The organism is Aromatoleum toluvorans (genome assembly GCF_012910905.1).
In the GTDB taxonomy this organism is placed as follows: Bacteria; Pseudomonadota; Gammaproteobacteria; order Burkholderiales; family Rhodocyclaceae; genus Aromatoleum; species Aromatoleum toluvorans.
On record NZ_WTVN01000002.1, the window covers coordinates 191352 to 203737 of the forward strand.

9 protein-coding genes and 1 tRNA gene are annotated in these 12386 nt (G+C 67.7%); 4 read left to right on the plus strand and 6 right to left on the minus strand.

Annotated features, from left to right (window positions below; genetic code table 11):
* Positions 1–2 precede the first annotated feature (2 nt).
* Entirely contained in the window at positions 3–1190 is a 1188-nt protein-coding gene (locus tag GPA22_RS02555) for an acyl-CoA dehydrogenase (protein WP_121426766.1), read from the minus strand.
* Between the two features lie 254 nt (positions 1191–1444).
* Between GPA22_RS02555 and GPA22_RS02560 the strand changes: the two genes are divergently transcribed.
* Entirely contained in the window at positions 1445–2356 is a 912-nt protein-coding gene (locus tag GPA22_RS02560) for a LysR family transcriptional regulator (RefSeq protein WP_169254530.1), read from the plus strand.
* Between the two features lie 12 nt (positions 2357–2368).
* Here GPA22_RS02560 and GPA22_RS02565 read toward each other — a convergent pair whose 3' ends face one another.
* The 3 genes from GPA22_RS02565 to GPA22_RS02575 form a co-directional block, all read right to left on the minus strand.
* Complete coding sequence (locus GPA22_RS02565; RefSeq protein WP_169254531.1) at positions 2369–4447, minus strand: diguanylate cyclase; 2079 nt, start codon at positions 4445–4447, stop codon at positions 2369–2371.
* A 123-nt stretch (positions 4448–4570) separates the two neighbouring features.
* The gene (locus GPA22_RS02570) at positions 4571–4981 is read right to left on the minus strand and encodes a bacteriohemerythrin (RefSeq protein WP_169254532.1); all 411 of its coding nucleotides are present in this window, start codon (positions 4979–4981) and stop codon (positions 4571–4573) included.
* Between the two features lie 11 nt (positions 4982–4992).
* Positions 4993–6150 carry an HD-GYP domain-containing protein gene (locus tag GPA22_RS02575; protein ID WP_169254533.1) on the minus strand — a complete coding sequence of 386 codons (1158 nt, stop codon included), beginning with the start codon at positions 6148–6150 and terminating at the stop codon, positions 4993–4995.
* 263 nt (positions 6151–6413) lie between these two features.
* Between GPA22_RS02575 and ald the strand changes: the two genes are divergently transcribed.
* The gene (gene ald, locus GPA22_RS02580) at positions 6414–7502 is read left to right on the plus strand and encodes an alanine dehydrogenase (protein WP_169254534.1); all 1089 of its coding nucleotides are present in this window, start codon (positions 6414–6416) and stop codon (positions 7500–7502) included.
* Positions 7503–7664: 162 nt separating this feature from the next.
* On the opposite strand, the gene GPA22_RS02585 is transcribed toward ald, so the two are convergent.
* A tRNA-Leu gene (locus tag GPA22_RS02585) sits at positions 7665–7749 on the minus strand.
* A gap of 243 nt (positions 7750–7992) precedes the next feature.
* On the opposite strand from GPA22_RS02585, the gene GPA22_RS02590 reads away from it, so the two are divergent.
* The gene (locus GPA22_RS02590; protein WP_169254535.1) at positions 7993–10884 is read left to right on the plus strand and encodes a bifunctional diguanylate cyclase/phosphodiesterase; all 2892 of its coding nucleotides are present in this window, start codon (positions 7993–7995) and stop codon (positions 10882–10884) included.
* 114 nt (positions 10885–10998) lie between these two features.
* Positions 10999–11406 (plus strand): hypothetical protein, encoded by a 408-nt coding sequence (locus tag GPA22_RS02595; RefSeq protein WP_169254536.1) that lies wholly within the window; start codon positions 10999–11001, stop codon positions 11404–11406.
* A gap of 129 nt (positions 11407–11535) precedes the next feature.
* Here the strand turns inward: GPA22_RS02595 and GPA22_RS02600 are convergent, their stop codons facing one another.
* Positions 11536–12027 carry a flavodoxin family protein gene (locus GPA22_RS02600; protein ID WP_169254537.1) on the minus strand — a complete coding sequence of 164 codons (492 nt, stop codon included), beginning with the start codon at positions 12025–12027 and terminating at the stop codon, positions 11536–11538.
* Positions 12028–12386 lie beyond the last annotated feature (359 nt).

Sequence of the window (12386 nt, forward strand, 5' to 3'; positions counted from 1 at the left end):
GCTCAGTTCGCGAACGCGGCGATGCCGGTGATCGCGCGGCCGAGGATCAGCGCGTGGATGTCGTGCGTGCCTTCGTAGGTGTTCACCACTTCGAGGTTCACCAGATGACGCGCGATGCAGAACTCGTCCGAGATGCCGTTGCCGCCGAGCATGTCACGGGCGACGCGGGCGATGTCGAGCGACTTGCCGCAGGAGTTGCGCTTCATGATCGAGGTGAGCTCGACCGGCGCGTTGCCCTCGTCCTTGAGGCGGCCCAGGCGCAGGCAGCCCTGCAGGCCCAGCGTGATCTCGGTGAGCATGTCGGCGAGCTTCTTCTGGATCAGCTGGTTGGCGGCGAGCGGGCGGCCGAACTGCTTGCGGTCCATCGTGTACTGGCGCGCGGTCTCGTAGCAGGCTTCGGCGGCGCCGAGTGCGCCCCAGGCGATGCCGTAACGCGCCGAGTTCAGGCAGGTGAAGGGTCCCTTCAGGCCGCGCACGGTCGGGAACGCGTTCTCTTCCGGCACGAACACTTCGTCCATGACGATCTCGCCGGTGATCGACGCACGCAGGCCGACCTTGCCGTGGATCGCCGGAGCGGACAGGCCCTTCCAGCCTTTCTCGAGGATGAAGCCGCGGATGTCGCCGGCGTCGTCCTTCGCCCACACGACGAACACGTCGGCGATCGGGCTGTTGGTGATCCACATCTTGGCGCCCGACAGGCTGTAGCCGCCGTCCACCTTCTTGGCGCGCGTGACCATGCTGCCGGGGTCGGAGCCGTGGTTCGGCTCGGTCAGGCCGAAGCAGCCGATCCATTCGCCGGTCGCGAGCTTGGGCAGGTACTTCTGCTTCTGCGCTTCGGTGCCGAATTCGTTGATCGGCACCATCACGAGCGAGGACTGCACGCTCATCATCGAGCGGTAGCCGGAATCGACGCGCTCGACTTCACGCGCGATCAGGCCGTAGGCGACGTAGTTCATGCCGGCGCCGCCGTACTGCTCGGGGATGGTCGGCCCGAGCAGGCCCAGTTCGCCCATCTCGCGGAAGATCGCCGGGTCGGTCTTCTCGTGGCGGAAGGCTTCCTGCACGCGCGGCAGCAGACGCTCCTGGCAGTAGGCGCGGGCGCTGTCGCGCACCAGGCGCTCAGTCTCGGTGAGCTGGCTGTCGAGATACAGGGGGTCGGCCCAGTCGAAAGTGACGCGGTTGCTTGCCATGTGAAATCTCCTCAATGCGGCGTTTGGTCGTGGGCCGGGACCACCCGGCTCTGGTCGGTGACTGAACTCTAGTTCAGCGCAGTACCATGCGACAAACGAAAAATTCGTGGTAGCTTGTGCGTAAAACGCACTTGGTAACAGCGCAGATACCGTAGGGCAGGATGAAATCCGGCCATCGTCCCTTTCAATCGTCGCTGCGGCCGGATTCCATCCCGCCTTACGTATGCGGATTGCGCACTTTTCGGGAGATTTCGATGCGCCGCAAGATCCCCAGCACTGCCTCGCTGCTCGCGTTCGAGCGTGCCGCGCGGCACGAGAGCTTCACGCGCGCGGCCGAGGAGCTGGCGCTGACGCAAAGCGCGGTGTGCCGCCAGATCGCGTCGCTGGAAGACTTCCTCGGGCTGCGCCTGTTCCGCCGCACCAAGCGCGGCGTGACGCTGACCGAGGCGGGCCTGTCCTACAGCCGCCAGATCGGTGCGCGCCTCGACGCGATGGAGCGCGACACCCTGTCGCTGATGGCCCACCACGGCCGCGGCGCGACGATCGAGCTGGCGGTGATGCCGACCTTCGCGACGCGCTGGCTGCTGCCGCGCCTGGGCGAATTCCTGTCGCAGCACCCCGACGTCACCGTGAACATGAACAACCGCACGCGGCCCTTCCTGTTCGCCGACACCGAGTTCGACGCCGCGCTGTATTTCGGCGACGCCGGCTGGCCCGGCACCGAGGCGCATTTCCTGATGCGCGAGAATCCGACGCCGGTGTGCAGCCCGCGCCGGCTCGCGGGCCGCGCCAGGCTCACGCCGGCCGAGATCGCCGCGCTGCCGCTGCTGCAGCAGTCGACGCGGCCCTACGGCTGGCGCGAGTGGTTCGGTTCGCTCGGAATTCAGGTCGCGCACGACATGACCGGCACGCGCTACGAGCTGTTCTCGATGCTCGCGCAGGCGGCGATGCAGGACATGGGGGTGGCGCTGATCCCGCCTTTCCTGATCCGTGAGGAGCTCGACAGCGGTCGCCTCGTGATCCCCTGCGATCACGTCTACCTCAGCGCCCGGGCCTACTACCTCATCATTCCCGAACGCAAGGCCGAATCGGCGTCGCTGCTGGCCTTCCGCGAATGGCTGGTGGACGCCGCCGCGCAGTACCGGGCCGTCGCGGGCCTGGGCTGAGCGGGGGCGCGCTCAGGGGCAGTCGTCGCAGCACACGTTGTCGCGGCCGGCCTGCTTGGCGCGGTACATCAGGTCGTCGGCGCGTTTCAGCAGGGTGTCGGCGTCGTCCTCGGGGCGCAGCGTGACGACGCCGACGCTCGCGGTGACGACCCCGGCGGGTGGCGTCGGGTGCTCGCGCAAGGCCTGCTGCACGCGCTCGCCGAGCACCCTGGCGTCTGCCGCCGAGGTGTGCGGGCACAGCACCATGAACTCTTCCCCGCCCCAGCGCGCCAGCGTGTCCGTGCGGCGGATCGTGTCGCGCACGACGACCGCGCTGCGCGCCAGCACCTGGTCGCCGACGCCGTGGCCCCAGGTGTCGTTGACGTTCTTGAAGTGGTCGAGGTCGTACATCAGCAGCGACAGCGCGTGGCCGTGACGCCGCGCGCGGTCGATTTCCATCTCCAGCATGCGCTGCAGGTAGCCGCGGTTGTAGCAGCCGGTCAGCACGTCCGTGGTCGCCAGGCGCAGCAGTTCCTGCTCGTTGCGCTTGCGCTCGGTGACGTCGCGATTGACGCCGATGAGGCGCGCCGGCTTGTGGCTGTTGCCGGGCACCAGGACGGCGTTGGCGTCGATGTGGTGGATCTCGGTGCCGTGGCGCAGGATGCGGAAGGTGGTGACGAAGTCGCTGCCGGTGCGCAGGGTTTCGTCGAGCAGCGTGGTGACGTGCGGGATGTCCTCGGGCAGGATCAGGGCCGTGATGTCGTCGATGCGGCCGTGGAACTCGTTCGGCGCGAGACCGAAGAGGTCGTGCATCGTGCTGTCCCAGACGACCTTGCCGGTGTCCGGCTCGTATTCCCAGATGCCGATGTGCGCCGCGCGCGTCGCCAGCGTCAGCCGCTGCGTGAGGTGGCGCACTTCGAGTTCGGCCTCGCGGCGCGTCGTGATATCGACCATCAGGCCGCGCAGCAGCTTCGGCAGGCCGTCTTCCGCGACCACCGTGACGATGTCCTCCAGCCACACGATGCGGCCGTCCGCGGCGATGAAGCGGTATTCGAAGCGATGCGGTTCGAGCCGGCCGGTGCACGCCGCGCAATACTGCGACGCCCATTCGCGATCCTCGGGGTGCAGGTGCCCGACCCAGAAGCCCGGCTTCTCCCAGTCCTGCACCGGGTAGCCGAGCAGGGTCTCGGCCTTGCGGCTGACGAAGGTGAAGACGAAGGTGTTCGCGTCCGCCTCCCACACGATGCCGTCGGTGGTGTTCACGAGGTCGAGGAAGCGCTGGTGGTGTGCCCGTGCGTCGAGTTCGCTCGCGCGATGGGCCGCGGTTTCCTTCTCCAGCCTCGCAGTCCGCTCCTGCACGCGCTCCTCGAGGGTTGCCGTGAGCGTCTTGAGGCTGGCCCACTGCAGGCGATACTGGCGCAGGTAGATCGTCAGCATCAGCGCGACGAATGCCCACACGGCCGCGTGCGTGACGAGGAGCTGGCGGCGCGACCCCTCGGCGCGCGCGACGAAATCCGCCGCCGGGATCGACACGCTGATGCCGCCACGCACGTCGCCGACGCGGTAGTTCTGCTTCTGGTGGCACTTGAGGCATTCCTCGCGCACGAACAGCGGCGCCATGTAGCGGATCAGCGGGCCGCCCCCCTCGTCCAGGATCTCGCTGCGCTCCTTCTCGCCGGCCTGCTCGAAGGCCTGCAGCGCCTGCGTCTCCCACGGGTCGGCGATATTGTTGGGGTTGATCGGGCGCAGGCTCGTGATGTGGATGCGGATGCCGCTTTCCTGCTCGATCATGCCGGCCATCTGGCGCGTCATGTAGGCAGGATTGACGGTGGTGAGGGGGATGCCCGAGGTCGTCACCGGATCGCGCTCGGGCAGTTCCAGGTACGGGTTCGGCGGGGTCGTTTCGCTCTGGCGCATGAGCACGCCGCCGGCGCGCGAGTTCCACAGGCGCATTGCCTCGATCATGCGGAAGATGTCGCGGCCCTGCTGGCGCGCCGTCGCATAGGCGGCGTTGTCGCCATGGTGCAGCATCAGCGCCAGCGACAGCGCGACAAGCACCGTCCATGCCCCGAGCGGAAGCACCCAGTAGTAGCGATCGGGGAGGCGGAGCATGGCGATAGGAGCTGCGCGATGGTCACCGGTCCATTCTAGTCCCCGTGCAATCGGATTGTCATGATGGCGCGCATTTCACGGCGCGGCGCCAGTGCCCGTTTTGGGCGCTGCCCGGAACCCGCGTCAGCGGCTGCCCGTGAGCCAGGGCACGTATTCCTTGTCGGTGCCGCAGATGTGATGAATGAGCCATTCGCCATACAGGAACGGCATCATCTCCTGCAGCGCCGTGGCGTCGCCGCTTTCGAACACACGCTCGAACCCCTGCAGCTGCCGCAGGATCGCGTTGTGCTCGACCTGGTGCTCGGCGATCCGCTCGTCCGGGTAGCCGGCCTGCGCGAGACGCCCTTCTTCGTAGGCGAAATGCGTCGTCACGTAATGCGCGAGATGGTCGAACACGCTGCGCGCACCGCCCGACGGGCCCTCGCCGCACAGCTGGTCGGCCAGCTCGTTGATGATCGCGATCAGTTCCGCGTGCTGCCGGTCGATTTCGGCGTCATCGACCGAATACTCGACCTTCCACTCGAAGCGGTTCATCGGTGTCGTCCTCAATGGCGGTGCCACAGGCCGCGCAGCACCACGACGGCGCCGCGGTGGCTGGAAAACGGCACCATGCCTTCGATGCGGCAATCTTCCCGTGCGGTATCGTGCTGCATCGGCGTAAGCATCGGCATGCCGTCGGCCCGGACGAAGGAAAATACCAGCGGGCACGCGGTATTCGCCGTGCGCTTCTTCACGACGGCGATTTCCCCGTTCGCGAGCCGCACCGTCGCACCGGGCGGGAACACGCCGATCTCCTTGATCATCATGCCGATCAGGCGGTTGTCGGTGGCCGAGCCCTGTTCCAGCATCAGCTTGCGCATCGCCTCGGTGGACACCATCGCCTTGCGGTAGGGCCGGTCGCGCACCATCGCGCTGTAGATGTCGGCGATCGCCAGCACGCGCGTCGGCAGGCTGATCGCGTCGCCCGAACTGCCGTCGGGGTAGCCGCTGCCGTCGAGCCGTTCATGGTGATGACGCACCGGATCGAGCCAGGTCGCCTCGCGCACGCCCAGCGACATCAGGATGGATTCGCTGTCGACCGGATGGCGCCTGATGCGCTCCTTCTGCAACGGCGTCAGCGGCGCGAGCTGCTGGTCGAGCACGTCCTGGATGTCGAGCAGGCCGATGTCGTGCGTGAGGCCCGCCTTGATCAGCGGCAGGCGCGCCTCGTCCGGCACGCCCAGCTTCTTGCCGATCAGCTCGCACAGCATCGCCGCCTGCAGGTGGTGGATCACCGCGTACGAGCTGTCGTAGTCGAGGTGCAGGTTGGCGAGCGCGGAGTCGGTGTCGTGCGTGCACGCCTCCTGGATCGTCAGCGCGATGCCTTCGATGCGCGGCACGAACTCGTCGCCCAGGCTGGCGCTCTTGTACAGGTCGAAGGTGCGCTTCAAGCGCAGCTTGAGCAGGTCGAACATCTCGAACGAGCTGTGCTCCTCGCTCACTGCGGCCAGCGGCAGCGGCGGGTGCGCCGGCTGCGCGTGCGGGACCTCGTTGCTGATGAAACAGCCGTTCGCGATCAGCACGTCGCGCTGCTTCGCGGTGTTGATGACGAAGCCGGCCTGCAGCAACAGCATCCCGGAGCCGTCATACACCGCGTAGGGAAGAGGCTCGCCGAGGCGGATATCGGTGGGCGAAACGCGTTCGAAACCTTGCCGGAGTGTCATCTTTGTCGCTGACAGCTGGTGGTCGGATTGTTCGTGCAGCCGGAACAGGCTAACAGGCAATCGTATGCAAGGAAATCCGCAGATCACCGTGCCGCCGCGTTCAGGACGCGCGCATTTAGCACTTTCGTAATACTGCCACACTTACCCGGATCGGGCAGGGACATTCGTGCTGTGATGCAGCATGGACAGGCGGGCGCCTGCGCGCTCATCATGGACGCCGCACCCCGCAGGCGGGATGCCTGCCTTCCAGCGGACCCACGATCATGCACATCGGAATCCCGAAGGAAATCAAGACGCACGAATACCGGGTCGGCGCGACGCCGCACAGCGTGCGCGAACTCGTCGCCCGCGGCCATCGGGTGGTGGTGGAGAAAGGCGCGGGGGCCGCCATCGGCCTGCCCGACGAGCACTATCGCGCCGAGGGCGCCGAACTCGCCGACACCGCGGAAGAAGTCTTTTCCCGCGCCGAACTGATCGTCAAGGTCAAGGAACCGCAGCCGCAGGAATGCGCGCTGCTGCGTCCCGGCCAGGTGCTGTTCACCTATCTCCATCTCGCCGCGGACCCGCAGCAGACGCGCCTGCTGCTCGCCTCCGGGGCCACCGCGATCGCGTACGAGACGGTCACCAGCCCGTCGGGCGGCCTGCCGCTGCTCGCGCCGATGAGCGAGGTCGCCGGCCGCATGGCGATCCAGGCCGGCGCGAGCTGCCTCGAGAAGCCGCGTGGCGGATCGGGCGTGCTGCTCGGCGGCGTGCCCGGCGTCGCGCCCGCCCGCGTCGCGATCCTCGGCGGCGGCGTGGTCGGCTACAACGCCGCGCGCATGGCCGTCGGCCTGGGTGCCGACGTCACCGTCGCGGATCCCTCGCTCGACCGCCTGCGCCGGCTGGATGAACTCTTCGCCGGCCGCATCCGCACGCGCCATGCCACCGGCGGGGCGATCGAATCGCTGGTGCTGAAGGCCGACCTCACGATCGGCGCGGCGCTCGTCCCCGGCGCGCGCGCGCCCCGGCTGGTGCTGCGCGAGTGGCTGGCGCGCATGCAGCCCGGTTCGGTGCTGGTGGATGTGTCGATCGACCAGGGCGGCTGCTTCGAGAGCAGCCATCCGACGACGCACGCCGATCCGACCTACGTCGTCGACGGCGTCGTGCATTACTGCGTGACCAACATGCCCGGCGCGGTCGCGCGCACATCGACCTTCGCCCTCAACAGCGCGACCCTGCCCTTCGTCCTCGCGCTCGCCGACAAGGGCTGGCAACGCGCGACGGAGACGGACCCGCATCTTGCCGCCGGCGTGAACATCCATGAAGGGCGCATCGTGTGCGCCGCCGTCGCGGAGGCGTTCGCGGTGGCCTAGCGGCACGGGATGAGGGCATCGCCGCGGCGAAGAAGGCGGGTGCCCCCAGTCATGCCCCCGAGAGGCGCCGGATTCGTCGGACGGCCGTGGACATGAAAAAGGCCAGAACCCTTGCGCTGCTTAGGTTTTCTGGCCTCTATCGGACTGCCTGGAACTGCTGAATGGTGCCTTGGGCGAGACTCGAACTCGCACGTCTTTCGACACTACCCCCTCAAGATAGCGTGTCTACCAATTTCACCACCAAGGCTTCGTCGCCTTCCCGCGCCGGCGCGGGGCCGTCGGTGAAGAACACGAAAGGGCGCGGATTATAGCCCGGACTGCGGGGGGTGCGTCAATCCTCGCGAAATCATGACGAAGGCTGCGACGTTTCGCGGACAGGCCGGCGGGGCGGGAACGCCCGCAGCGGCGCCCGCGCACGCTCGCGGCTGATGCCGGGCTGGTAAGATGTGCATATTTCCACGGCATCATCAGTGGTATTACCCGACGGTACATGACCGTGACCAGCCCGAGGCCAGACGCTCCCCTTCCTCCCGGCGACAACCGCCTGCCGGGTCTGCCGCAGCTGCTCGGGCTCGCGCTCGCGATCGGCCTGCTGCATGCGGTGGCGAAGCACGATTACGTGCTGTTCCATACCGTCATCGAGATGCTCCGCGTCATCGTCCTGGGCGCGGTGTTCGTCCTCGCCTGGCATACGCGCCGCTGGAGCGCGAGCAACTTCCTGCGCATCATCGGCATTTCGTCGCTGACCGTCGCGGCGCTGGAACTGCTGCATGCGCTGACCTACAAGGGGCTGGGGATATTTCCCGGACAGAACGCGAACCTGCCCACCCAGCTGTGGATTGCGTTCCGCTACGTCGAGAGCGCTTCCTTCCTGTTTGCCGCGCTCACGCTCCGCATCCGGATGCGTCCGGGCATCCTCGCGGGTGCCTATGCGAGCGTCGGCACGCTGCTCGCCGGTGCCGTCTTCGCCGGCTATTTCCCCGATTGCTTCGTCGAGAACCAGGGGCTCACGCCGTTCAAGGTCGTCAGCGAGTACGTCATCGTCGGCATCTTCGTCGCGGCCGCGGCCGTGCTGTACCGCGAGCGCGCCCGTTTCGACGATGTCGTCGTCCGGTTGCTGATGTTGTCGCTGCTCTTCGGCGCGCTCAGCGAGCTCGCCTTCACCCGCTACGTGAGCGTCTTCGGCGCGGCCAACGAGATCGGGCACTATCTTCTTGGCATATCGACGTGGTTCCTCTACCGTGCCGTGCTGGTCACCGGCCTGATCAAGCCTTTCAACCTGCTGTTCCGCGAACTGCGCCAGCACCAGCGCAACCTCGAATCCGAGGTCGCCGAGCGCACGGCCCGGCTGCGCGCGAGCCAGGCGCTGAACACCGCGTTCATCGAGAATTCGCCGTCGATCACCCTGCTGAAGGATCTCGAGGGGCGATACACCCTGGTCAACCGGGCGTTCGAGCGCTTCTTCGGGCAATCGCGCGACGCGGTGCTCGGCAAGACGGTGTTCGACCTGCTGTCCGAGGACGCGGCGCGCGCGCTCGATCACAACGACCGGCAGGTGCGCGCGAGCGGCGCGCCGCTGGTGATGGTCGAGCCGATCCGCGGCGTCGCGGCCGAGCGCAGCTTCGAGACCGTCCGCTTTCCGGTGTTCGACGATGAGGGCAAGGTCGCCGGCACCGGCGCGATCTTCACCGACATCACCGAACTGCGCCTCGCCGAGGCGCGCTACGGCCTGATGATCCGCACCTCGATGGACGCGCTCGTCGTGATCGCGTCGGATGGCCGCTTCCTGGAGGTGAATGACGCGACCTGCGAGCTGAGCGGCTACCCGCGCGAGCGGCTGCTGGCGATGCGCATTCTCGACGTCGAGGCGGAATTCGACGAGACGCGGCTGCAGGCCTTCATGCAGGACATCGCCGCGGCGGGGTCGGCGCGCTTCGACAGCCGCTGGCGGCGCGCCGACGGAAGCCTCCGCGACATCGAGGTCAGCGTCAATTACGTGAACCACACGATGCAGCCGTGCTGTTTCTGCTTCGTGCGCGACATCACCGAACGCAAGGCGTCGATGGCGCGCATCGAGCATCTGGCGCACTACGACCAGCTCACCGGCTTGCCGAACAAGCTGCTGTTCGAGCAGCACGTGCGCAGCGCGCTGCAACGCGCCGCGCTGCACGGGCGTGCGTGCGCGCTCGTCTATCTCGACCTCGACAACTTCAAGGTGATCAACGACACGCTCGGCCACGTCGTCGGCGATGCGCTGTTGCGCCAGATCGGCGCGCGCGTGCGCCAGCTGGCGGCGGACGAGCGTGGCTGCTGCCGTTTCGGCGGCGACGAGTTCCTGATCCTTGTCGAGGGGGGCGACGACGATGCCGTACCTGCGGCGCTGGCGCGGCAGTTGCTGGTCGAGTTCGCCCGCCCGGTGGCCGTCGAGGCGCACGAGCTGGTCAGCACCGTCTCGATCGGCATTTCGGTGTTCCCGCGCGACGGGCGCGATTTCGACACGCTGTTCAAGAACGCCGATACCGCGACCTACGTCGCCAAGGCGGCCGGACGCAACACCTACCGCTTCTTCGACGCCAGCATGCAGGCCGACGCGCTGGAGCGCATGCGCCTGCTGGGCAAGCTGCACAACGCCATCGAGCGCAAGGAGCTGCGGCTGCACTACCAGCCGCAGCTCGACCTGCGCAGCGGAGCCGTCATCGGCGCCGAAGCCCTCATCCGCTGGCAACAGCCGGAACTGGGCCTCGTGTCGCCGGCGCGCTTCATTCCGCTCGCCGAAGACAGCGGCCTCATCGTGCCCATCGGTGCCTGGGTGCTGCGCGAAGCCTGCCGTCAGGCCGCCGCCTGGCAGGAGGCGGGGCTGCCGCCCATCGTGGTCGCGGTGAACCTGTCGGTCGTGCAGTTCCGCCACGGCGACCTCGTCCGCACGGTCGCGGACGCCCTCGCCGAAAGCGGACTCGATCCGGCGCTCCTCGAACTCGAACTGACCGAATCCATCCTGATCGGCGACGTCGACGCCGTGTCGCAGGCCGTGACGCGGCTCAAGGCGCTCGGACTGCGGCTGTCGATCGACGATTTCGGCACCGGCTACTCCAACCTCGCCTACCTGAAGCGCTTCGCCTTCGACAAGCTGAAGATCGACCAGTCCTTCGTCCGCGACATGGACTCGAACGCCGACAGCTGCGCGCTGGTGCGCGCCATCGTGCAGATGGCACACGGTCTCGGGCTCGGCACGATCGCCGAAGGCGTCGAGCGCGGAGAGCTGGTCGAGCAGCTCCGCCGCCTGAACTGCGACGAAGCCCAGGGCTATCATTTCGGCCGCCCCATGCCGCCGGAAGAATTCGCCGACTACCTCGCCCGCGCGCGCTCGCGCGCGGCCGCCTGAGCCGTCCGGCTTCCCGCCGCCGCTCCCTCCGGCAAAGCGCGCGCGAGCGTGTCGGAGTTCCTCGGGTCATGCCAGGAGAATTACTAGAATACAAGCGGCAACCGGGAGACTCAGTTGAAACGCTTGATTCGAGCGATCGTCGTGCTTTTCGCGGCGACCTCGCTTGCCGCCGCCGCGGCGAGCGACATCGACACCGTGTGGGCGTGCCGCTACAACGGCTCGATGTCGATCTTTTGCAGCCTGATCGCCGCGCCGGCGCCGACGACGGTGGCGGACCCATCACCGGCACCCTCCTCCGCGACCGACATCTTTCCGACCCGCGGACCGCTTCCGCCGCTCGTGGGCACCATCGCCGCGGAGCCGGGACTTCTCCTCGGCCAGCTCGTACGCATCCCGCTGCACAGTCCGCCGGAATATCTCGACGATGCCGCGCTGCTCGCCGACGCGGTGATGTGCGGCGGCCGATTGAACTGCCTCGTCAACTTCGACGATGGACTGACGCCGCCACCTGTCGTCCCGTAGCGGCGCCGCTTGCGTGGAAAGCACGGCCCCGCATCGCCGCTTATCGTCACGGGCGTCGCCAGCGCACCGGTTCTGCTGAAAACGCGGACCTCGCGCGTCGGCTGCGGCCCTGCGGTCGCCCGAGGGGGGTCAGAAGATCCCCAGCGCCAGGCCGGCCGCGATCCCGGCGCCCAGTTCCTTGCAGTGGTCGAGTTCCGCCGCTTCGATGTGTTTTTCCCGCAGGATCTCCTCCGGCGTCTGAGCATGGGTGCAGACGATCAAGGCCGGGGCGACCGGCTTCAGCCGCCAACCGGTCGCGATGCGGTCGATCTGCCGCACCGCGTTGCTGCCGTCGCTGCCCGCGCACACGAGCGTCGCGTAGGGCCGGCCGTTGATGCGGTCCAGCGCCGCATAGTAGGTGCGATCGAAGAAGTCCTTCATCTGGCCCGAAATGGCCGCGAGGTTCTCCGGCGTCGCGAAGATGTAGCCGTCCGCCGCCACCACGTCGTCGGCGCCGGCCTCGCTCGCATGCAGCAGCCGCACCGCGACGGCCCCGTCCGCGGCGGCACCGGCGGCGGCCGCGCGCGCCATCTGCAGCGTGCCGCCGGTCATGGAGTGATAGACGATCAGCAAGGTCTTCATGCGGGGATCCTGCCGGACAACGCCGGATATGTCCGGAACAGCTTAGCAGCCGTTCGCATGCGGCGCCGAGTCGTGGCTCGGGAAGATTCGGGCACGGTTCCGGTTTCGCCGGCTGGGGCCGGGCAGGGGTGCGGTCTGTCGCACGCCCTATGCGCGGCGCCAGCCCCGAGGCTCGCGCGGATCTATATTGAAATGCGGTGGGAGTTCTACCGCATGATCGAATGATGCGCGGTTCGGGGCGTGCGGGCTCGTGCGCCGGTCGCTGTCGGCATGCGCGGCAGGCTCGCTTCGCCCATCCACGGTCACGGCGTCGCAGGCAACGCCGCTCCGAAAACGTGTCCCCGCATGCTTGCGATTGG

Bases quoted from the DNA above. Each gene is read 5' to 3' on its own strand.
- GPA22_RS02555 (WP_121426766.1), bottom strand. From the start codon at position 1,190: ATGGCAAGCAACCGCGTCACTTTCGACTGGGCCGACCCCCTGTATCTC.
- GPA22_RS02560 (WP_169254530.1), top strand. From the start codon at position 1,445: ATGCGCCGCAAGATCCCCAGCACTGCCTCGCTGCTCGCGTTCGAGCGT.
- GPA22_RS02565 (WP_169254531.1), bottom strand. From the start codon at position 4,447: ATGCTCCGCCTCCCCGATCGCTACTACTGGGTGCTTCCGCTCGGGGCA.
- GPA22_RS02570 (WP_169254532.1), bottom strand. From the start codon at position 4,981: ATGAACCGCTTCGAGTGGAAGGTCGAGTATTCGGTCGATGACGCCGAA.
- GPA22_RS02575 (WP_169254533.1), bottom strand. From the start codon at position 6,150: ATGACACTCCGGCAAGGTTTCGAACGCGTTTCGCCCACCGATATCCGC.
- ald (WP_169254534.1), top strand. From the start codon at position 6,414: ATGCACATCGGAATCCCGAAGGAAATCAAGACGCACGAATACCGGGTC.
- GPA22_RS02590 (WP_169254535.1), top strand. From the start codon at position 7,993: ATGACCGTGACCAGCCCGAGGCCAGACGCTCCCCTTCCTCCCGGCGAC.
- GPA22_RS02600 (WP_169254537.1), bottom strand. From the start codon at position 12,027: ATGAAGACCTTGCTGATCGTCTATCACTCCATGACCGGCGGCACGCTG.